Here is a 21,272-nt window from a genome sequence, read left to right as displayed (position 1 = left end):
AAAATTGTTTTTAGATAAATGGCATCAAGCCGTCAATCCTCTTATACCAAAATGGAAAACTTTACAAACGAAACAATAGATATCGGTTCGCTTCCCAAATTTGAGGAAGTCCGGTTTACGGCCCTGCATCCGGATTACTGGAAGGTGGTTATTATACAATGGGCCGTGTTTTTCCTCATCGCAGCAACATTGCTGGGGTTTGCCTTGTTTTGTGTCGATGATTTTGCCGGGTTCCGGCTGGCAGCAAGCATAGCCTTCTTACTAATAGTGGTCCTGTCCTTGTTTTTTTCAAGGATCGGTTTCCGCAAAAAAGCGTTTGCTTTCCGTCATCACGATGTCCTTTTCCGTCACGGGGTAATTGCCACCAACACGGTTGTGATCCCTTATAACCGGGTACAACACGTGGCTTTGCACGAAGGATTGGTATCCCGGTATTTTGGTTTGGCCAAGATCGAGATTTTCACGGCTGGAGGCAATTCGAGCGATATCGAAATACCAGGTATTCAAAAAGAACAGGCCGAAAACATCAAGCAGCTCTTAATGGGCAAAATTCAAAAACAACTGTAATGGAAACCAGCTTTACCCAGCCGCGGCGCCAGTCTCCCATAGGGGTGCTGGTCATGTTTTTTGACACCATCCGGCATTGGGCAAGAGGGTTGTGGCCTATTTTGGTTGTTTGGATCTTTAAGTTCAACGAAATCAATAAAACCTACTTTTTGCTGGTTGTTGCGGGGCTTTTCCTGGTTATTGCCATTTTCGCGTACTTAAGGTACCTCAATTTTACTTTTTTCCTGGATTACGAAAACCAGGAGTTTGTCATCAACGAAGGAGTTTTGAATAAATCCAGGACTACGGTCCAGCTCGATAAGATCCAGCAGGTAAACATCAGCCAGTCTTTAATCCAAAGGATCATAGGCGTGTATTCGTTAGATGTAGATACGGCCGGAAGTGCTAAAAAAGAAGGAAAAATCAAGGCCATTTCACATCCGCTGGCCCTGGAACTGAAAGCATGCCTGCTCAATAACGAGCGTAAAGCAGCTGCGGAAGCTGCAGCGCCCGAAAACCATCAAGAGGTACCGGCTGAAGTACCACCGTTCATACAAATCAGTTTTATAAGCCTTTTAAAGATCGGGATTACCTCCAATTATATCCGGAGCCTGGGTATTATCCTGGCTTTTTTTGCCACGGTATGGGAAAACGTCAACAATCTTGCGGAGCATTCCACCTTCGATAAGAGCCGTATTGATACCTATATCGATAAAAGCCTGGCTATAGAATCGATAGCTTTTGTGATCGCATTATTGCTTTCCGCTGTCCTGGTCATCAATCTTTTCAGGGTTATTGTGCGTTATTTCGATTATAAAATCGCACGGCAAAAGGGATCATTATTGCTCTCGTTTGGCTTGTTGAATACCAAAAGCACCATCATCAAACCCGAAAAAGTCCAGGTGACAACCGTTTCCCGGAATTATTTCCAAAAGAAAATGAACATCCTGGAACTGAAAATAAAGCAGGCAAGCGGGGACGAAAGGGAAGAACGCAAATCAGCCATTGAGATTCCCGGCTGCAACGAATATGAAAAAGATGAAATATTGAAACTGCTTTTTGGGAAAGTACCGGAAAAAGGAGTGATGCTCAAACCGAATTTTCGCAAACTTGTTTTTTCCATATTCCTTACAATAGTAGTACCTTTAACAGGTTTTTTCATCATAGGCACAAATGTGGGCCCGCAAATGATGCAGTTTGCCTACCTGACGCCTTTGTATGCGGTTTTTTTCGGTTTGGTGCATTTCTTCGGTTTCCGCAATTACCGTTTGTTCATCAATGACGGTTTTATCATAAAGCAAAGCGGAGCCTGGGATATCGCCCACGAGATAATAGAACCTATGAAAATCCAGGCCATCACCACGTCACAGCTGTTTTGGCACAAAAGCGCGGATATCGGTTACCTGACCTTGCATACGGCAGGAGGGAACCTCGCTTTCCAGTTGGGGGATTTTACGGCCATCAAAGCCTATGTGAACCTTTGGCTATACAGAATAGAAACATCGGACAGCAATTGGATGTAAAACAGGTTGCAGGACTAAATAATGATTAAATTAATTCATCAAAAATGAAACATTGGATTGAAGCGGCACGATTAAGAACCTTACCACTTTCCGTTTCCGGGATTATGGTAGGAAGTTTATACGCATTGGCAAACCCGACCAACGATATTTTAACACCAACACAGGTATTCAGCTGGAAAATTTTCGGTTTTGCCATGCTGACCACATTAGGCTTGCAGATCCTGTCTAATTTTGCCAACGATTACGGAGACGGGGTCAAAGGTACCGACAACGAGGACAGGATAGGGCCTGCACGTGCCATACAAAGCGGCGTTATTACGCCAAAAGCGATGAAGAAGGCCATGTACATTACTGCAACTCTCACTTTCATTTCAGCGGTTTTACTGATTTATCTTTCTTTCCGGGACAATCATTTGGGGTATTCCCTGTTTTTCCTGGCATTGGGCATTTTGGCCATTGCTTCCGCTATTCGGTATACGGTGGGCAATTCGGCTTATGGCTATAAAGGATTTGGTGATGTTTTTGTATTCGTTTTCTTCGGCTTGGTCAGTACTTTAGGGGTTAATTTCCTTTATTCGAAACAATTCGACTGGCAATTGGTGCTTCCTGCCGCCGCTATCGGGATGTTGAGCGTAGGGGTGCTCAACCTGAATAATATGCGCGATGAGGCTTCTGATAAAAAAGCCGGGAAAAACACTATTGTAGTCAAAATAGGTGGCGAAAAAGCGAAAATCTACCATTATTTCCTGATTGTAACGGCCATGGTGCTGATTCTCGTATTTGCGGTTTTGCAGCACTTCCACTTCGATCAGTACCTTTTCCTGCTGGCTTATATCCCGCTTGTAAAGCATTTGGTTACCGTTTATAAAAACAAGGAACCAAGGGCGTTGGACCCGGAATTGAAAAAAGTCGCGATCAGTACTTTTCTGCTTTCGTTATTGCTTTCTTTATGCCTGATTTATTTCTTTTCGGATATCATCGTGAATCTTTTTTTAGGCGGAAGGTAAGCCGTTAACCATACTTAAATCCAGAGACTATGAAAATAACATTTTACGGACATGCTTCAATAGGAATTGAGGTTTCAGGGAAAAATATTTTGGTAGACCCCTTTATCAGCGGCAATCCCAAAGCGGCCCATATCGATATCAATACACTCAAGGCAGATTATATTTTGCTTACCCATGCCCACCAGGACCATATCCTCGATGTGGAAGCCATTGCCAAAAGGACCAATGCGATTATCGTTTCCAATTACGAAATTGCCACACATTACGGGAATAAAGGTTTCCAGTTCCATCCGATGAACCACGGAGGCAGCTGGGATTTTGATTTCGGGAACGTAAAATACGTTAATGCCATCCATACGAGTTCATTCCCGGATGGCAGTTATGGCGGGCAACCGGGCGGTTTTGTAATCGAAGGCGAACATAAGAATATCTATATCGCAGGGGATACCGCCCTGACCATGGATATGAAACTCATCCCGATGCGTACCAAGCTTGACCTGGCCATCTTCCCTATCGGCAATAATTTTACGATGGATGTTGATGATGCCATCATCGCTTCTGATTTTGTGGATTGCGACAAAGTCCTGGGTTATCATTTCGATACTTTCGGTTTTATTGTAATTGACCATGACGAAGCCAAAAAGAAATTCTTTGACGCAGGGAAAGACCTGATGCTGCTCGACATAGGCCAGAGTATCGATCTTTAGCCTTTTTCAATTTCTCTAGATTGCCGCTAGAGTGCAGTCAGAGTGCAGTTAGAGTGCAGGATACTTGCAGTATACCTCCAATACGCTTGCAACAAGATTGCAGGGCCCTTTTATAGTTCAACCGGATTATGGCATTCAAATTGCTGTAATTCCCTAAAATTTTACAATGAAATTCAAAATACTGCCCCTTTTTGTCTTTTTGGTTTCCCAGGCATCATTTTCCCAGGAAATGGATGGTTATTGGGATAAGGAAAGGATAACCAATAAGGAAATCAAATTATCTGCCGGAGATAAGATTGTCATCAAATCGGAAGATCTTCCCATAGGAACAACAGAATTCGTGTACAGGATCACCTTGCTGGACGAGAACCAGAAGATGGTCGGCGATTTGGCTTCGGTACTAAAATCAATCCCGGATCCGTATTATATCGGGAAAGGGGCCGGAGGAGCACTTTCGCTGGCTTCTGCTATTTCCGGGAGCGATACTTGCACCTACGGTATTTTTACCGATAGCGATAAAGCGTCTGACTATGCAAAATCGGGCGATTTCAAAAAAGCATGCCTGTACCAGCCCAATCCGGTCAGCAAAGATGTAAAGGTTGTTTCGATGCAAAAATCTACCTGCCTTACTGAAAACACCCGTATCCTGTGGTTTGCCTTTGAAAACAAAAACTGGATCATGAACGAGAAAATCGTACTGGAAATCGTGCCATGGGTCGATAAGAAAGCCAGCCGGGGCTGGAGCCAAGACAACAGGAAGATTGTTTCGGGCTTCATCAAGACTTCCGAAACTGCGCTGAGGCTGCCTAATCCGGATGCATTTTGTTTTACCATGATTGAGAAAATCCAGAAAGAATACAAATTCCAGGAATTCCAGAAACTTTCAGCCACTGAAAAAAACGTGGTACTTGCTAAATTTGAAGATGCAGCTTTGGCTGAAACCAACAACACTCAGGTTTTTAATAAAATCATCCGTATGGAGGCCAAAACAATGGCATTGCAGGGCAAATTCGAAAATGCGCTCCAGCTCCTCAACGAAAAGATCATCGAAAAAGGCAAAGGGACGGCCTTAGATTACAATTCCCAGGCCGAACAGTATATTTTCACCAGACAGTTCGAAAAAGCGCTTAAATCGCTTAAAATAGCCGAAAAAATAGATCCAAGTGAGTTGCTCGTGCAATTAAACCTCGCGCATACCTACATGTTCCTGGATAATATGGCCGCCTGCAGGGAAATCCATCAGAAGTTCAAGGAGCAAAATGTTTCCGCAAACCAGACCTGGAAAAACAAAACGATCAATGACCTGGATACTTTCCAAAAAGCGAACCTGCCTTCTGATGATTTCAAAAAAGTATTACGACTGATGGACTAAAAGTCCTCTGCGAACCAATATCTAATCTTATCCCAATTGAAAGCGACCTATCATCAGTACCATCTCGATTTTAAAAAACCATCCGGAACCTCACGAGGCATCCTGACCCAAAAAGAAACCTGGTTCCTTGTCCTGGAAAACAATGGCAGGAAGGGTATAGGCGAGTGTGGTATTTTGCGAGGGCTCAGTGCCGATGACAGACCGGATTACGAACAAAAATTACAGTGGGTCTGTGCGAATATCCATTTGGGTGAAAAAGCGCTTTGGGAATCGTTGCTGGAGTTTCCTTCCATCCAGTTTGGGGTCGAGATGGCGTTCCGTTCCTTAACAAGTGAAAGTCCTTTTTTGCTGTTTCCTTCCGCCTTTACTTCGGGCCAGGAAAGTATCCTGATAAACGGCCTGGTCTGGATGGGCGATGCTGCCTTTATGAAGCAGCAGGTAGAGGAGAAATTGGCGCAGGGTTTCCAGTGCATAAAACTTAAAATCGGAGCTATAGATTTTGATACAGAACTGCAATTATTGCATCATATCCGCCAGGATTTTACCCCAGATCAAATAGAAATAAGGGTAGATGCCAATGGTGCTTTTAGTGAAAAGGAAGCTTTATATAAAATAAATCAATTAGCTGGTTTTCAGTTGCATAGTATAGAGCAGCCTATATCTAAAAATCATACTGACATGATGTCATACCTGTGTAAAAACACTGTTTTGCCCATCGCGCTCGATGAAGAACTCATAGGGGTGTTCACCTACCCTGAAAAAGAAGCATTATTGCTTGCCGTTAAGCCGCAATATATCATTTTAAAACCGAGTTTTATAGGTGGGATCCGAGGCACGGAAGAGTGGATTTCATTGGCAGAAAAACATAAAATAGGATGGTGGATTACCTCTGCTTTGGAGTCCAATATCGGCTTGAACGCCATCACTCAATTTACATTTTTAAAAGGGAATCCTATGCCGCAAGGACTTGGTACAGGAGCGCTTTTTACCAATAATTTTGGTGGGCCGCTTGAGGTTAAAAACGGCCGTTTGTATTATAATCCTGAACTGGATTGGAACCAAAGGATTGATGTTTTGCTACAATAAAAAAACGTTTTTATGCGTTTTTCTGCATGTAATTTGACAATGCTTTTTTGGCATTTTGCTGGATTCCGTTTTGCATAAAAGGTGTCCATCCCAACAAAAAACCTTTCCAGCCCAATGCCTGTTTTGACCATTTGTAAATGTCAAAATTGTCCTTATGTTTCAAGATAAGCCCATCTTTAAATTCAAATTCGGCATGGATTGTATTGACTACTTTTCGGTTGGTCTGGCTAAAAATATAAGTAGCAATCCAGGTTGCAGCACCCGAATTTTCATCGGAAACGACATCTTTAAATGCCACTTTTAGATTCCCTTTACTCCTTTCCAGGAGCATTTTCCACATAGCGGCCACTTCTTTCCGGTTCAATTTCCCAAAGGCAGGATCTTCAAAAACAGCTTCGTCATGGTAGCAACTGATCATTTCTATGGCATCGGAGTTAGAGAAAGCAGTATAAAATCTTGTTATTACAGCACTATTTTCCATAGGAATCTTATTTTTTAAGGCATTTGATTAATCCGACAACACTCACTGCAGCCCAAGTCCCTTCCAGGATTATAAAGGGCATATAATAGATTAGGATCGAGGCATAACAGGCAATCGAAGCGCCTAAAACATTTAAGACAAAATAGAATTTACCGTCTTTAGGGATCAGTGAAAATATATTCAGGAAATAAGCAATTAAAATAATTCCGACGCCTATTGTGCCGATAATGTCGTTATAATCCATTTTTTTCTTCCAAAGATAAAAAAACCACACTATAAAGCGTGGTTGGTATTGATAAGATTTAGTAATTATTCTTTCCCGCCATCTAAATTTTCCTGCCAGTCTTTCAATTCCTTCCATTTGCCCTGGTAAGCCAGCAAGCATTGTTTGGCCCATGTTGACGGATTGTGCATGGCATATCCTTCGCCGGCTTCGCTAAGGATGTCTTGGAGTTTTTCCAGCGAAGTTTCCGATAATGCCTTCCAGGTTGTAATGCCTGCATTATGGTATAGTTCTTCTATTTTCGGGCCAATTCCTTCCACGATTTTCAAATCATCCTGCTGGATTTTCCTGCCGTAAACCGATGCTGCCAGGTCTGCGTCAAAAGGGATTTCCAGGTCTGCCACAGCTGTAAAGGATTGCGAGCTGGAATGTTTGGCCCTGATGGCATCTATTTCGGTATGTAGCGAAGAAATAATCGCATTGAGTTTTGCCGTATTGGATCTGCAAGCTTCCAAATCCGCCTGAAGCGCAGCTAAAGACGTTCCTGCTTTGGCAGCAGCCAAATCGTTTTCCAGCGCTGAAATTGTATCATTCAATATCGTATTTTCGGAATCGCGGGCTTCCAGTTGTGATTGTAAAGTACCTCCTCCGGATTTTGCTTTCCCGACCAAATATCCTAAAAGCGCACCGACAAGACCAGCGATCACTGGGATTAACAAGCATGATAAGTCCATAATGTTTACTTTTTTATGTTGATAGTTATTTGAGGGTTACGGTTTTTCCTTCCGGCTTTTTTATAAAGAAGCTTTCAGTGTATTTTCTTTATTTATAATAGTTTAGCAAGTTTCTTTGTATACTCAAATTTAATGAAAAAAAGACTTGTTTTATACTATTGCATCAAAATCTTCCTTCGGCAGGTTTCTCCAGAATCGACAGAAATCGAGCTCTTAAGTTATATTGCCGGGTTTAATAAGTTTTTTAAATGTTGAAAATAAAAGTTGTTCGTTATTTTACAATTTCCATCCTATTGGAATGATTTACTTTGGATAAAAATTAAAAAAAATGAAAAAAGCACTTATTTTAAACGGATTACTGATGCTTACACTTTGTTGTAATGCCCAAACCGAAAATCCTGCCCTGAAGGATGCCAGAAAGGCGATAGAAGCCAGCAATGCTATCTATGCGGACCTTGCCAACAAAAATGACGGATCTATCCTTACCAGGTATACCGATGATGCCTGCCTGCTTCCTCCTAACGCCGCGCCGCTATGCGGAAGCGAGCAAATAGCAGGATTTTTTAAAAACGGGCCTAAAGTACAGGTTACATTTTCTATCCAGCATCTGTACGGAGATGGAAAAACATCCGTAACCGAAGAAAGTTATTATGAAATGACAGACATGGAAGGCAAAAAACTAGATGACGGAAAGGTGATTGTGATCTGGAAAAACACTAAAAACGGCTGGAAGATGCACCGGGATATGTTTAGTAGCAACCATCCGGCGAAATAATTTTAGAAACCGATATTGACAGCCTGTTGAAAATCAATACTGTTTTTTACCAGTGAATTCCTGGAAACGGAAGGAGTGATGCCCGTAAATTTCCTAAACTCCTTTATAAAATGCGCCTGGTCATAATACCCACAGTCGTAGGCTATTGTAGTCAGTGATTCCTGGGTATTGAGTACCAGTTGCAGGCTTTTGTTAAACCGGATTACGGAAGCAAAGGCTGCGGGAGAGATACCAATATTGGCCAGGTAAAGTTTTTGGATATACCTTTCGGATAACCCAGAATCGTGGGCTATGGCTGGTAAATTTAAGGGTTGGCAACCGAATGAAAACTCTTGGCTGATCGCCTTGACCATTGATACTTTTTTCAATCTGGTTTCGTTTTTCTTCAGTTTTTGCAGAAAGTAGGATTCCAAAACCTTGATTTTAGAAGCGAGGTCATTCATTTCCATGATGCGATGATACAATTCTCTGTTTTCGCCCAATGCAACATCGTACATATCAGTGGCATAATTCGTAAATTCCGACAAAGGGTCGGAGAAAAACAACGCGCTGGCATGAGGGTAAATCCGCGCTATGAGTACCGAAGTGCCTTGAGCGACAGTTAGCCGGGTAGGAAGGGTGAGGTGCCCCAGGAGTTCTACCGAAGGCGTATCTTTTCTTTTGCCATTGATGATAGTCGTTGCAGTCCCTCCGGAGATATTGACGATAAAATCTACATAACCGCTTGGGTAAAATACTTCGTCATTCAGATCCTTATCAATCGTAATGACAGTATAATTTTTTATATATGGAGCTAAGCTTGCACATGGTAAAATTTCCATCGGATTATTGTATCGTAATTTGAAAATAAATCTACTGATTTGCAGTGATCTAAAGTATAAAAAAATGCAATAGGAACCGATGTAAAAATAAAAAACCGCCTCAATCAAGACGGTTTTTTTTGTTTCTGTGGAGTCGATGGGTCTACAATCGAACATCTTATTCCTCTTTTGACTTTTCTTGATAGCTTGAAATTATAATTTAATATGTCAAATTTATCGCTTAAAAAATAAAATTGTTAAATTTTTTTAATTCGTTTACAGATTATACTGAAAACCAAGCTAATTTGACTTACCTTTTTCTCCTTCTAGCTACTTTATAATAAGGAAGTAATGAAGGTAGTAAAGGGAACTATGTCACCAGCGGCACTTGCGCTTTCCAGAGCTGTCATATATTCAGATCTTCGCTCCAGAGGAATTACCGTCCATGGGTATCCTCCAGATGCCATCATCGAGTTCATAAGAAATCTACCGATTCTCCCATTTCCATCACTATAGGGGTGGATAAAAACAAAAAAGAAATGTCCTAGAACGACCCTGACCCCTGCATTCTCTTCATCTGAAAGCAGATCAAAAAATGCAGGCATTAAGTCTCTTACAGCCTCCATACTCGGAGGAACATGTTTAGATCTGCGTATATAGATAGGCTGGTTCCGGTAGCCAGCCAGATCTGAAGGTTTTAAAATACCAGCAGTTACGCTTGGAGCAAACATTTCACGATACCATGTGCCGTGATCGTTGTCTGTTACATTTCCAGGATTTTTTCCTGCTAAGATTGACTCAATACTTTTCTGTACCATTTGGAATGCCTGCCAGTAGCCGCGAGCAGCCATAGCATCCCGGTGCTGCCTATCCTGTTCATTGTTATCTGGCTGCCATGCACCACTTCTTACCCTTTCTATTAATTCGGCGTTAACTCGGTACCCTTCAATTGATAATGAGTTGTAAGCGTCATTGACATAGTTCTCTTCAACTTGTTTTAGGTATGCAGCTTTATCTTTCGGCATGCCAGGAGAGGGAGGGAAGATTTTTATAATTTCAGCTCGCATTTCGTTCCACATTAAACGTAGACGGTTGACATAGGGTGATATTTCGCGTTGGGCAAATACAATGGGACTTTTGTATGTAAAAGGGTCTAGTTCACGAACATTATAATCTGCAGAACGCATACCTTCCAAAATATCGTCTGCAATTTTTGGACGGTCAATGTTGCGGAATGCTCCTGCTATTCTACCTGCAACTACGCTTTTACCGCCGTCAAGGAGTAGTGCTAGAATCTCAGAACCGTCTCGGAATGTTGAAAGAAGTGTTCTTGCATCCGTGGGATACTGTTGGTAAAAGCTTTCAGATATATTTACAACGGCAGCTGCAGAATTGTAGAGCCGTAGGCCATTATAATTAGTAACGGTTTGTTGTTTGTCTGGAAGAGCAGCCCTTATCTCCAGTAAAGATGTGTTGTATAAAAGGTTTGTAATCTGATTGCGTCCCTGAGGTGCTCTTACGAGTAGTTGAGCTGGAACTGTCAGGTTTGCTGCATGTAGTTTAGCAGACTCTTCTGGAGAAAGACACCAGTCTTCACCAAAGCGTTCAGTCAGGTATGATCCAGCAAAATTCCAATAAGAAGCATACCATGAGGTGCTTTCACCAGCATTTTCGTCTGGGCGTGCCGGAATATACCAGCCCCTCATTACCTCGCGCAAAAAGCCTTTTTTTACCAGCCTCTCTCTATGGGTGCGGGAGATTAAATGTGAGGGAATAGCAATTATTCCATTCTGTTGTAATTCCTGCAGAACTTGTAATGAAGCTGCAAGATTTTCTGAAGGTGTTGCCATAGTTTTTTATGCAAATATAATAATTAGCTTTTAATGTTGTATAATAATTAGCTTTTAATGTTGTATAATAATTAGCTTTTAACGTTGTGTATGAATTAGTTTTTAGCGCTGCGGTTGAATTAACTTTTTATGTGTGCTAATGTTGCATATCCATTTCTTCTGTAGATATTAAGATTAGGAGATTAAAAAGGAACCATAAATAAATTTCCACCTTTACTATTTGAATTAAATAGTCTATTTATGTCCAAAACTTCATCTCTAGTATTTTCTTTATATCCTTGAATTTTTATATCATTCTCTTTACTCTTTTCTTTATTAAATTCAATTTGAGATGATGTATCAAATTCATATTCAATAATAGCTTCAGAACCGTCTAACCCAATATCTTTATTAATTTGGATAGCTTCTTCCTTTCTTTTATTTATTATGTCATCTAATTCGTCTTTCTCTAAAGTTTTATCTATCCCATAAGCATCTGTCATATAATCATTTGAAAGTTTCTCCCAAGAATCATCAATGTTTTTTTGGATTTCATTATAATAATCACAATCAGATATTTTTGAATCATTGATAAAATCAGTATAATTAGAGTTCTCTTTAATTAGATTTGCGAAGTTTTTTATTTGATAATGAGAAATAGCATCTTTTGAAAGAATTTTTATTAATTCGGATAAATTATTAATTTGCTGAACAAAATTATTTTGGGCTATATATTTTAAAATTTCAGACAAATTATCACGATCATCCCAACTTAAATAACTTATATCTAAATCATTTATTCTCTCTAATAATTCTAGTTCAATTTCATTTTTGTTAAATAATCGAATAAGAGTAGATATGATATTTAGATTAGAATCACTATGAAACCCTTTTAGAAGTTTTTTCTTTTCTTCAAAAATCTCATATAATTTTTTTCTACTATTTTTATTAGAAAAATCTATTCTTTTTTCACCTTTAATTATCGTAGTTGCTATTCTGTATTTGAATTGTTCAAAAAAAACGGATGATTTAAGTAGTTGTAAATATTCTTCATTAGAATTTTGAAAATATGTAAAAATAAAGTCATCTATTGATGGATTAAAAAAGCTATATCTTATATTATTTTTATCAATAGTTCTAATTATAAAAGCACCTACTAATTCTTTTAAGGCAAAATTATATTCATTTCCTTTTCTCTGATAATTATTATAAACAACTTCGTGGTTTATTCTACTATTAAAAGCTTCTTTTAGTCTTTCATCTGTGACATAATAAATTCCACCACTCAATGAATACATCGTTAATAACAATAATCTAGAAATATGCGAAATCTGGACATTAAAAGGTTTCTCCCATATTTTTTTTGGATCATTTAATATATCTAAAATAAATTTTTCTGAATAATCAGAATCAATTATATTATTCTTTTTTGTAATGTCTTGAATTACCCTAGGATTATAGTATCGATGTTTAATAACTTTCCAATGAAAATCATTCTGAAAAAAAATGAACTTTTGTTCATCCTCTATATCTGAAAGGTATATGTGATTATACAAAATTCGTGCTTTATCCCAATCTGTATAGTTTTCAATCTTGACTTCATAATTTGAAATATCAATGTTGGAATTTTGAATTTTATCAGAAATATTTTTTGCCTGATTTAAAATTGTTGTTCTACAAGTCAATATTAATCGCTTATGTTTATCATCCCTAACTCTTTCAATAAAATTTATAATAGCAGAATCGGCATTTCTTGAACTATACAAATCCAAAGTAATTGCACCTAAAAAGTCATCAAAATAAAATATTTGCTTTTTTTCAGGAGAAAAAGCTTCTTCTGCTTCCGTTATTTCTCTGACATATACCAATTCAAAATCTTTGGCTAAAAATTGATAAGTCAGCATATTGGCTAATGTTGATTTACCAATACCTGGAGCTCCAGTGATTAGTATAAAATGATTATTGTTTAGCGCATTAACAGCTTCATTATGCGTTTTATTTGGGACATATACTGTAATTTCTTTTAATATTTTTTCTTTATAAAATTCGGATCTGCCTTTAACACCATTTTTGACTATTTTCTTTATTATGTCAATGGATGATAGCCAAAGTTTAAAATGCCTTTCTTGAATTTCAGGATAATCATCTAACCATTTATTTAAGTCTTCTTTACCTATAACATCTGATGTAGATTGAATGTAAGGATTGAATATATTTTTAATTTCTTCTTTATTTTGTGGCGATAAGGGTAATGAAGTACAGAATAAGTATCTTTTAGGTTTTAATAAAACTACCTTTTGAATTTCATTATTTTTTAAATCTAATTTTAATTTAGAGATTCCAGAACCTAAGTAGTGTTTAACTTGAATAATTATTTCGTTTTCATCATTTACTGTTGAGTATCTCAAATCAATACCTTTGTCAGGTCCTGGTTTGAATGACTGAAAATTTACACTTAATTCTTTTGAAAACAAATCTCTAGTCAATTCCTCTAAGTCTCTATCGTTTAAAGTTGAAAAGTCGTAATTAGCCATTATGATTTACTGAATAAGATTTTAAATTAATTCTTTTTTGTGCCAAACCATAGTTTTTGAATTTATATCTCATATAAGCAGAAGCCATATCTTCATGAGTTGAAATTATTAATTGATTTGAATAAAATTCATTTCTTAATAATTCTATGAATCCAGCTATATTGATTTCATCCATAGTTTGAACTGGGTCATCAATCAAAATAATCTTGTTTTGAGAATATTTTTTATGTAATGCTAGTGTAAAAGAAATAATTAATGCTGACAGCTGACCGGAACTCATGGAAAAAACAGCATCAAATGTTTTAGACGGATTAGTTTGAAATCTAATACCATCTTTATCTGAATAAATGAATAGTCCTAAACCTCCTTGGAAATCCTGCATAATTCTTCCTGAATATATATGAAATATAATTTCAATGTCTTTTATTACTTTTTTCTGATATTCTTTTAAAGATTTTTTATAGATACTGTTTAAATTTTTCAAGTTATCTTCTAATGTTTTTGCATTATTGAACTTGCCTTCTTTGTTAAGTAATTCTTGTTTGTTTCTATCGAGTGTTTCGTTTTGTAATAATGAATATTTATACTTTAGGTAATTCTCTTTTTGGATTAAATTTTCTATTTTCATGGAGTTCAATAAATCAAACTTATTATCAAAATACTGAGCGAAAAACTCTTTATAATAAGATTCAATACCATCTAATTCTATTTCTATTTTAAGTGAATTTAATATTGGAGTAATGTTTTCTATATCAATTACACTTTCACTGCTTAATGTCTCGTTTAAGTATTCTTTAAAATCAAAATCAATATTTTCAAATTCCTTTTTTACAGTGTTAAAAAATACTTCATCGATTGACAAAAACTTATTTATAAAGTTGACATCAACTTTAATCTCAATAATTTTATGATTTAAAACTTCGATAATAGGAAATATAATTTCTTCCTTAAATTTAATTAATTCTTCATTGAATATTCTACTTTTCGACGAGCTAATTTCTTCGAGATTAACTGATTGTATTTCGATATTTTCTAATAAATTATCAATATCAGTCCAATCATAGCCACACAAAAAACAAGCTCCTGTTGTTTCAATATCTTCACCTTCTTTTAGTTTTTTAATATTATCAACTAATTTTTCTCTAGATTCTTTTATCTTAGAATAAATATTTTCTAATTCATCTAACTCTTTTAATTTGACACGTAGTGATTCATATCCTTCATTTAAATCTGAGATTGAATCTTCTTCAATAAAATCGAAATTTTCTAGTTCAATTTCAAAAGAATCATCTTTAATATTTTCAATTGAAAATTCTGTTAAATCCTCAATGATTTTATTTATGCTTAAAAATTTATTTTTTTGATCTCTTAAAGTTTCTCTTTGGGGAAGAAATTTATAGTATAATAGAAAGTTTTCTACTCTTTCAGTATCTGGAATTAAGCTATTAATCTTTTCATTTCGGATATAACTTTTAAATAATTCTTTATTTTCAACTAGTTTTTTTAATCTTGTAATGTTACCTTCTTCATTAAAAAGATTTTCGTAGCTGTTACTCTGATAGTTGAACTCTTCTAAATCCCATGAAATTTCTTTCTCAGAAAACAATTTTATGTATTCTGCATTATTAAATTCAGTTGCTAGAAATTCTTCAATTTTTTTTATTAATTCCTTTAAATCATCAATTTCTCTTTTTTTATCAACATTACATAACTCAATGATTTTATTTTTTAGCTTATCAACTTTGTTGATTTTATTTTCAAATTCATAAACATTAAATAAGTGAGATATATGTTGCTTTCTATTTTTATCTTGGCTCTTTAATAAAAACAAGCTATCTTCTTGTTCGATGTAATTTAAAAACTGAAAATTCTGTCTGTAATTTGACCCTAGGATTTGGGTTAAATATTCTTCTTCATTTTGAATTAAATTTTTTTCTTCAGAAATGAAGTCATCCTTAATGTATAATTCATACGAACTAAAATCTACTGAATTTATTAGCTTATCTCTTTTCGCAACTCTCTCTAAGATATGTGAAGTACTATCTTTTAGAAATTCAATTGTTATTAATATATCCCCATCAGCATAATCACATAAAAATGGATGTTCAGAAAAACTTTCTCTACCATCAATTAATCTACCTCTTAAATCATCAAATCGTCTTATTTTACCCGTAAAAAGTAATTCTATTGCATCATAAATCGATGTTTTTCCAAATCCATTAGGACCATCAAAAACAATTAAATCTGAGGATTCAAAATTGATACTTATGTTTTGAAAAACTTTAAAATTATGTATTTCTATTCTTTTAATTTTCATATGAATTCAATGTGGGTAATAAAAAGTCGTATATAATATCTGAGTTCATTTCATCAATACTTTCAACACTTCTATTGAAAAAGTTTTGATCAATCAAATTGTTAAGTTCTTCAAATGAACCAGTTTCAATTTTTTTTCTATTATTGTCGGTTAAAGCTTCTAAGCCGTTTTCTTGGATAATACCAAGTTTTACAAATGGAATTTTATGAGCTAAGCGATAAAGAAGAGATTCATAATCATTATTATTTATATACTCTTTATGCTTTTTAAATGTTTCTTCCTCTAAAATTTTATTTTCAATAAAACCTTTAATGGTTTGTTCTTGTGACTCTATTGCTTGAGTAAACTTTTCTACTTCAGTATCTTTATATAAAATAATCTGTTTTTTAAATAGGTATGGATTTTCTTCTACTTCAAGAACCAAATTTTGGATATTGTCAAAGTTTTCAACTTTATGTAGAATTAGCATACTTACGTTTTTATCAAACCATTCATTATTGGCTACTTCTTTAGCAACATTAAAATATTCAGATTGTTTTTCAATCACCTCCGCTAAATTATTGGTTTCAATTACTAACCAATATGAATGTTTATTTTCGTCTTCAAAAAAATGTAATACTCCATAGCTTAACTGCTTATTTATTAAGCCTGTTTGATGTAATAAATTATTAATTATTGTTTCCATTTAGTTTTTGTTTTGCTTGTTCTAAATCAATCAACGATATATTTTTCCATTTAGTAATTTTATCGTATTCAGCAGATGTTGAATTATTTAAGACATCAATATCCGATTGATTTATTCTAGTTGATTTATTTGCTTCTTCTATAACAGATGTTACATTACATCCTTCAGTAATTATGTAGTCTGAATTAAAAGGAACCTCTATCAATGTATCTAATACGGTGTTTATTATATCAATTGATACGTTTTGTTTACTTGCAGGCGAATTTGAAACTATAATACTTGAAGGAAAATATTTTTTAGTTTGACTATCAGTCCAACCTATTTTGTTTACCCCATCTGAATTTCTTACTCCATTAAGTATACTTAAAAAAGCAGTCTTTACTTCATTTATTATTAGCGAATTATCTTTGTATTCTTGAAGTGTTGAAAATTTAACATGTCTATGAGGCATTATTTCTTGTAGAAATCCTTCAAATTGAGAGTTGTCTAAACTATTAAAATAAACCAAATATAGGTGTAGTTTTTTTTGTGCTTCTTCATCAATTTCATCTTCGAACTCAAGGCAAAATTCCTGATAATATCTATTTAAGTCAATCTTAAGTTTTTTAATAAAATAGTTTTTATCCTGCTGGAGGCTAGTTAAATCTGTAATAATAATATCTCTAAATCTATTCAATGAAATAGTACTATAATATGCAGATTTATTAATAGAATCTCCATTTTGTTGATGATTTTTAGCGTGAATATTAACTATACTATCAGTTATTAAAGACTCTAATTCATTGCATAAAATTTCTAAGTAATTATCATTTGATAAATGCATTAATCCAAATTTATTCAAACAATTGTTAGCTTGAACTTTTATTTTGTCTTGTAATTCTTCAATTTTACAATAAGGATTGCCATCGTAGTCATAGATTTTAAGTTTAGTATGTATGTCTTCAATATCTGCTTTACTTTTTTCATTTTCGGTTGCTAAATGAAAGAAAGCTTCTTCATCGCAAGGGAAATCATCATTTCTTTTTTCTAATTTTTCAAATGCTTCTTTATATTTTGAATAATAATGACTTTTAACAGCTTTCACTTGGTGTAATGTTATTGGCTTTGGTTCATTATTTTCGTATCTTACTATCGCAAAATCTTCTAATGAGTCAAGCTGCAAATGCAATCCATCTACATTATCTTTTTGATTTATTAATTTTAATACATGAAGAAGAGCTACTTTACCTTGATATATAAATCCATTCCAGGTATCGGCTGCTGAATGAATATCATTTGGATCTATTGTTGGTGTCATGACATATTTTTTGTAATAATACTTGTTGCGTTAATTATATTGTTTTAAATCTTTCAGTAAGATTTTTTATTTGCTTTATTTTTTAACTTAAATGTTTCCCTATAGAAGAACCACAATTTATCAATAGCTTGATTAACGGCATATGCCAGATAGTATCCAACCTTCTTCTGTTAGCATGAAACCATGATTTTTTAAATGGTTGTTTGTCTATGTTGAAAATTATTCTCCACCATAGCTGATGTAAATTTGCTTTTACTCCATATTGAGTTTTTATATTTTAATTGCAATTGACCAATAACGCAAATGTTACTATTTAATTCATAATTTTTTTACGGAAAACCATAAGTCTCAAATTGAGTATCTCCAAAAGTATCAATTTAGCAATATAAAACAGTCCGTATAAATACCTAATTTACAAGGGCAAATCTGTTATTCAGTAAGATGAATACTGATTTAAAATCATTTTTATTTAACGATCAGTTTAAATCGAATTTTAAACTTTAAGCAAATAATTTCAATTTGATTCAATACGACAGTTATGAAATCAAAACCTGGAAAATCTTCAAAAAAAAGGACAAAGAAAAAAATGACTGAAGCTGAGAGAGAGCAAGCTTTGGTTGCCTTGATTGTTCAAATTATAGTTGCACAAACATTAAAAGAATTCTATGGAAAAACCGAGGATAGTGAAAGGGATTAAGAAAAATCTGTCAAACACTTATTTTTATTAGTTTGTAATGTGTTGATTTTGAATGATTTAAAGTGTTCGATTCTCACTGACTATTAACTTTTTTTAATGAAATTTTGATGCGTTTTCAGATAAAAATGCATCAAAATTTTGAATTATAAGAATGTAAAGTAATGATTATTAGTGTTTTATAAAATAAAAAAGGAAGGTGTTCGATACCTTCCTTTTTGTGGAGTCGATGGGGCTACAATCGAACACCTTATTCCTGTTTTAACTTTTCTCGATAGCTTGAAATTATGAAATAATATATTATGGACGTGCAAACAACAACCAGATAATAAGTTAGAACAAATTAATTTGCCTTACTCTAATTTTAGTTTGTACATTCAATGTGATGATTATAGCTAGACTTGTATGAGCTCCAGAATATACATTACTTATCATTGTCAGATAAAGTAAAGTCTTTTGCAACCAGTTCCCAATGATGATCAGCTTGCGGTATATTTTCAATTTTTCGTGATTGAATAAATTTGACAAATTCTAGATTTAGATCTTCCATACTTTCTTGTGTAATAGTCGAGAGTAATTTTACCCATTCATTTTCTATTATTTCAGATTCGGGTTGTTTAATATCGCGAGCGCTGTTATATAATTCAGATATTATTCCTTTCTTTTCAAGAAACCACCAAAAATATTCCCAGTAGCCCTTAATAAATATAAGTTCAGAAGAAGTAGAATTATATTTCATGTTGATAAAAGATTCAATTTTTGGAAATTTATTATGTTCAAGAGTCGATTTTAAGAAGAATAAGCGATAAGTGTCTGGACGAGAGATTTCTGCAACTTTGTTGTTGTAGGCAGCTCCAATAAACCAATGTGGTGGCTTACGACCTGACCAGTCATTAAGAAGCCAAGAAATTGCAGCTTGGTCCTGAATCTCACTTATCATGCTATCATTCTCATTGCACAAAGTTGTATTTACAAATACAACCTTTCCGTTCCATCGTTTAAAATTAGGATTGATAGAATCAAATGAGTCATTCTCTCCAAAAAAACGATTGAAAATAGTATCTGTTAAAGATGCTCCGTGAATCACAAAAACAATATGTTCAAGGGGCCTTCCTTTAATATAATTATTCGTAATATTTTTTGCAACCGCATTTAGAGCGAGAGTAACTTTTTGATCAACTTCAGTAGAACCGTTTACAGTATATAAATCAAAATTGGTGAAGGTCTTTTTAAGGAAAGGTTGTTCAAAATTTTTGCAGATGCCTTTGATGTAAATATCTGACCATTTGACCTGGTCAGTTTCAGCTGTTGAATCAGCTACATTTGAGATCATTTGTTTCATTACAAACTGGCGATCTGTCTGGCTTGAAACAGTTGAAACGTATTGATCCTTTTTTAGCAAATAATCTACCCTTCTCATTGCCTTTGTTATGGCATCATCAGCCGACTGTAAAATATTAATTTCAAACTCGTCGTCGTGTGCTGCCAATTCTTTGTTGATAGAAGCTAATGTTTTATATCTGATTCGAACCCAATAACTTACTGGTAACTTGTCGTAAACTGGTATAGCTTGGTGAGTGAGTTCAAGCTGACCTAACAAATCTGGTAAATAAGTAGAATAAGCTCTATAAGCGTGTTGATAATGACCTGCATACTCAAGATAAAGTGTCTGCAAAAATATCGAATGTACGTATGCAGTGGTTGGATGCTTATCGCCATTTGGGAAATATTTGTCAATCCACGATGTTAGGAAATAAATAGTTTCCTGAAATGATTGCATGCGTGTCCTTACTTTATTCTCTAATTCACTATTTTTTAGATTAACTTCCTGATACTTTAGAGCGAATGCTTTATCTGCCATTTTTTGAATATCTTTCCATTCCCTTTGCTTATTTGTATTATTAGTTTGAGCTAATAAATGTCCCATACTGATGAACAGTAAAAGGGTTTGTACTATAAAAAGATGAATTGAATGTTTCATAAATTGTTATTGAGGCATAGTGGTATCACGTCCGGGTTCGGGATGTATTTTTATACTGTCTAATAATTTATCTATTGAATCTTTTTTATATTGTTTAATTCCGAACTCATCTGCATTTTTTTGATTCATATCTACAGGTAAGCTTTTTGTTGCACACATACCAATTAATATTGTTGCGCACAAAATAACAAACAGGCCAGGTGAGAGTCTTGCTACTTGTAATTTGTATTTATCGGTCGCACTCAACGATGCATCAATATCTCCTTTTACTCCGACTAGGAAAAGGGAAAATCCCATGAAGCCGAAAGCCATTCCGACAAAGATGCCACAGGAAAGTAGCAGGATTCGTGCTATATACATATTGGTGGCAAGTGCGACTCTGACCATCTGGTAGTCATTTCCTGTAAGAGTGTGAGCAGTTGGTAAATTAGGGGACCCTGTAGCCATAGTTCTTTCTACCACCTGATTTATACCTGCGCTACTAAGATTCTGAAAGTTAATCATGTAGTAAGCAGAAAGCAACAAACAAAAACCTGCTAATAATAAGCCGGTAATAAATCCTGTATTTAGCACCCAAGCAGGAAAGATGTTAGGATTACAAATTGTTGATGCTTCTGTTGTTTTCCCTGTATTTTCATCTGAAGGTTTATCCATGATAGTTGTTTCTTCTTCCATAATGAT

The 21,272-nt window shown here is 35.1% G+C and carries 19 protein-coding genes; 8 read left to right on the top strand and 11 right to left on the bottom strand.

The genetic code is table 11. From position 1 onward, the window contains the following. The first annotated feature begins 18 nt into the window (after positions 1–18). The 6 genes from E4635_RS04055 to E4635_RS04030 all read left to right on the top strand — a co-directional run bounded on the left by E4635_RS04055 (position 19) and on the right by E4635_RS04030 (position 6,241). The gene (locus tag E4635_RS04055) at positions 19–567 is read left to right on the top strand and encodes a PH domain-containing protein (protein ID WP_246020677.1); all 549 of its coding nucleotides are present in this window, start codon (positions 19–21) and stop codon (positions 565–567) included. Then, positions 567–2,069: a PH domain-containing protein gene (locus E4635_RS04050; RefSeq protein ID WP_135525342.1), complete on the top strand. Its 1,503-nt coding sequence runs from the start codon at positions 567–569 to the stop codon at positions 2,067–2,069. The genes E4635_RS04055 and E4635_RS04050 overlap by 1 nt, the downstream gene beginning before the upstream one ends. A 44-nt stretch (positions 2,070–2,113) precedes the next feature. Beyond that, complete coding sequence (gene menA / locus E4635_RS04045; RefSeq protein ID WP_135525341.1) at positions 2,114–3,076, top strand: 1,4-dihydroxy-2-naphthoate octaprenyltransferase; 963 nt, start codon at positions 2,114–2,116, stop codon at positions 3,074–3,076. A 29-nt stretch (positions 3,077–3,105) separates the two neighbouring features. Continuing rightward, positions 3,106–3,783, top strand: coding sequence for a metal-dependent hydrolase (locus E4635_RS04040; RefSeq protein WP_135525340.1), 678 nt, complete (start codon positions 3,106–3,108; stop codon positions 3,781–3,783). Between the two features lie 166 nt (positions 3,784–3,949). Further along, positions 3,950–5,155, top strand: a complete 1,206-nt coding sequence (locus E4635_RS04035; RefSeq protein WP_135525339.1) for a tetratricopeptide repeat protein — start codon at positions 3,950–3,952, stop codon at positions 5,153–5,155. Between the two features lie 36 nt (positions 5,156–5,191). Then, entirely contained in the window at positions 5,192–6,241 is a 1,050-nt protein-coding gene (locus E4635_RS04030) for an o-succinylbenzoate synthase (RefSeq protein WP_135525338.1), read from the top strand. A gap of 10 nt (positions 6,242–6,251) precedes the next feature. Here E4635_RS04030 and E4635_RS04025 read toward each other — a convergent pair whose 3' ends face one another. From E4635_RS04025 to E4635_RS04015, 3 genes are all read right to left on the bottom strand, one after another. Further along, a complete protein-coding gene (locus E4635_RS04025) occupies positions 6,252–6,722 on the bottom strand; it encodes a nuclear transport factor 2 family protein (RefSeq protein ID WP_135525337.1) in 471 nt (156 codons plus the stop codon). Between the two features lie 7 nt (positions 6,723–6,729). After that, positions 6,730–6,966 (bottom strand): CBU_0592 family membrane protein, encoded by a 237-nt coding sequence (locus E4635_RS04020; protein WP_135525336.1) that lies wholly within the window; start codon positions 6,964–6,966, stop codon positions 6,730–6,732. A gap of 65 nt (positions 6,967–7,031) precedes the next feature. Continuing rightward, a complete protein-coding gene (locus E4635_RS04015; protein WP_135525335.1) occupies positions 7,032–7,679 on the bottom strand; it encodes a hypothetical protein in 648 nt (215 codons plus the stop codon). Between the two features lie 328 nt (positions 7,680–8,007). Here E4635_RS04015 and E4635_RS04010 point away from each other — a divergent pair, with 328 nt between their 5' ends. Next, positions 8,008–8,454: a YybH family protein gene (locus E4635_RS04010; RefSeq protein ID WP_246020675.1), complete on the top strand. Its 447-nt coding sequence runs from the start codon at positions 8,008–8,010 to the stop codon at positions 8,452–8,454. A 2-nt stretch (positions 8,455–8,456) separates the two neighbouring features. On the opposite strand, the gene E4635_RS04005 is transcribed toward E4635_RS04010, so the two are convergent. The 6 genes from E4635_RS04005 to E4635_RS03980 form a co-directional block, all read right to left on the bottom strand. Next, complete coding sequence (locus E4635_RS04005; protein WP_135525334.1) at positions 8,457–9,275, bottom strand: helix-turn-helix transcriptional regulator; 819 nt, start codon at positions 9,273–9,275, stop codon at positions 8,457–8,459. Positions 9,276–9,589: 314 nt separating this feature from the next. Then, positions 9,590–11,104 (bottom strand): Fic family protein, encoded by a 1,515-nt coding sequence (locus E4635_RS04000; RefSeq protein ID WP_135525333.1) that lies wholly within the window; start codon positions 11,102–11,104, stop codon positions 9,590–9,592. 182 nt (positions 11,105–11,286) lie between these two features. Then, positions 11,287–13,617, bottom strand: a complete 2,331-nt coding sequence (locus E4635_RS03995; RefSeq protein ID WP_135525332.1) for an nSTAND3 domain-containing NTPase — start codon at positions 13,615–13,617, stop codon at positions 11,287–11,289. Further along, positions 13,610–15,934 (bottom strand): AAA family ATPase, encoded by a 2,325-nt coding sequence (locus E4635_RS03990; RefSeq protein ID WP_135525331.1) that lies wholly within the window; start codon positions 15,932–15,934, stop codon positions 13,610–13,612. Before E4635_RS03990 ends, E4635_RS03995 begins: the two co-directional genes overlap by 8 nt. Beyond that, the gene (locus E4635_RS03985; protein ID WP_135525330.1) at positions 15,924–16,619 is read right to left on the bottom strand and encodes an ABC-three component system middle component 1; all 696 of its coding nucleotides are present in this window, start codon (positions 16,617–16,619) and stop codon (positions 15,924–15,926) included. The genes E4635_RS03990 and E4635_RS03985 overlap by 11 nt, the downstream gene beginning before the upstream one ends. Further along, a complete protein-coding gene (locus E4635_RS03980) occupies positions 16,603–17,916 on the bottom strand; it encodes an ABC-three component system protein (protein ID WP_135525329.1) in 1,314 nt (437 codons plus the stop codon). Before E4635_RS03980 ends, E4635_RS03985 begins: the two co-directional genes overlap by 17 nt. A 538-nt stretch (positions 17,917–18,454) precedes the next feature. Between E4635_RS03980 and E4635_RS15700 the strand changes: the two genes are divergently transcribed. Then, positions 18,455–18,613, top strand: coding sequence for a hypothetical protein (locus E4635_RS15700; RefSeq protein WP_169630196.1), 159 nt, complete (start codon positions 18,455–18,457; stop codon positions 18,611–18,613). A gap of 421 nt (positions 18,614–19,034) precedes the next feature. Here E4635_RS15700 and E4635_RS03975 read toward each other — a convergent pair whose 3' ends face one another. Both E4635_RS03975 and E4635_RS03970 read right to left on the bottom strand, forming a co-directional pair. Beyond that, the gene (locus E4635_RS03975; RefSeq protein ID WP_135525328.1) at positions 19,035–20,591 is read right to left on the bottom strand and encodes a hypothetical protein; all 1,557 of its coding nucleotides are present in this window, start codon (positions 20,589–20,591) and stop codon (positions 19,035–19,037) included. A gap of 6 nt (positions 20,592–20,597) precedes the next feature. After that, complete coding sequence (locus tag E4635_RS03970) at positions 20,598–21,266, bottom strand: hypothetical protein (RefSeq protein WP_135525327.1); 669 nt, start codon at positions 21,264–21,266, stop codon at positions 20,598–20,600. Between the last annotated feature and the right edge of the window lie 6 nt (positions 21,267–21,272).

The sequence above is a fragment of the Flavobacterium humi genome, from assembly GCF_004745595.1.
GTDB classification, from domain to species: domain Bacteria; phylum Bacteroidota; class Bacteroidia; order Flavobacteriales; family Flavobacteriaceae; genus Flavobacterium; species Flavobacterium humi.
The sequence above is the reverse complement of the archived record's forward strand: the minus strand, read 5'-3'. Positions and strand labels throughout refer to the sequence as shown.

Bases quoted from the DNA above. Each gene is read 5' to 3' on its own strand.
- E4635_RS03975 (WP_135525328.1), bottom strand. From the start codon at position 20,591: ATGAAACATTCAATTCATCTTTTTATAGTACAAACCCTTTTACTGTTC.
- E4635_RS04050 (WP_135525342.1), top strand. From the start codon at position 567: ATGGAAACCAGCTTTACCCAGCCGCGGCGCCAGTCTCCCATAGGGGTG.
- E4635_RS03980 (WP_135525329.1), bottom strand. From the start codon at position 17,916: ATGACACCAACAATAGATCCAAATGATATTCATTCAGCAGCCGATACC.
- E4635_RS04040 (WP_135525340.1), top strand. From the start codon at position 3,106: ATGAAAATAACATTTTACGGACATGCTTCAATAGGAATTGAGGTTTCA.
- E4635_RS03985 (WP_135525330.1), bottom strand. From the start codon at position 16,619: ATGGAAACAATAATTAATAATTTATTACATCAAACAGGCTTAATAAAT.
- E4635_RS03990 (WP_135525331.1), bottom strand. From the start codon at position 15,934: ATGAAAATTAAAAGAATAGAAATACATAATTTTAAAGTTTTTCAAAAC.
- E4635_RS04055 (WP_246020677.1), top strand. From the start codon at position 19: ATGGCATCAAGCCGTCAATCCTCTTATACCAAAATGGAAAACTTTACA.
- E4635_RS03970 (WP_135525327.1), bottom strand. From the start codon at position 21,266: ATGGAAGAAGAAACAACTATCATGGATAAACCTTCAGATGAAAATACA.
- E4635_RS04010 (WP_246020675.1), top strand. From the start codon at position 8,008: ATGAAAAAAGCACTTATTTTAAACGGATTACTGATGCTTACACTTTGT.
- E4635_RS04015 (WP_135525335.1), bottom strand. From the start codon at position 7,679: ATGGACTTATCATGCTTGTTAATCCCAGTGATCGCTGGTCTTGTCGGT.
- E4635_RS04005 (WP_135525334.1), bottom strand. From the start codon at position 9,275: ATGGAAATTTTACCATGTGCAAGCTTAGCTCCATATATAAAAAATTAT.
- E4635_RS04000 (WP_135525333.1), bottom strand. From the start codon at position 11,104: ATGGCAACACCTTCAGAAAATCTTGCAGCTTCATTACAAGTTCTGCAG.
- menA (WP_135525341.1), top strand. From the start codon at position 2,114: ATGAAACATTGGATTGAAGCGGCACGATTAAGAACCTTACCACTTTCC.
- E4635_RS03995 (WP_135525332.1), bottom strand. From the start codon at position 13,617: ATGGCTAATTACGACTTTTCAACTTTAAACGATAGAGACTTAGAGGAA.
- E4635_RS15700 (WP_169630196.1), top strand. From the start codon at position 18,455: ATGAAATCAAAACCTGGAAAATCTTCAAAAAAAAGGACAAAGAAAAAA.
- E4635_RS04025 (WP_135525337.1), bottom strand. From the start codon at position 6,722: ATGGAAAATAGTGCTGTAATAACAAGATTTTATACTGCTTTCTCTAAC.
- E4635_RS04035 (WP_135525339.1), top strand. From the start codon at position 3,950: ATGAAATTCAAAATACTGCCCCTTTTTGTCTTTTTGGTTTCCCAGGCA.
- E4635_RS04020 (WP_135525336.1), bottom strand. From the start codon at position 6,966: ATGGATTATAACGACATTATCGGCACAATAGGCGTCGGAATTATTTTA.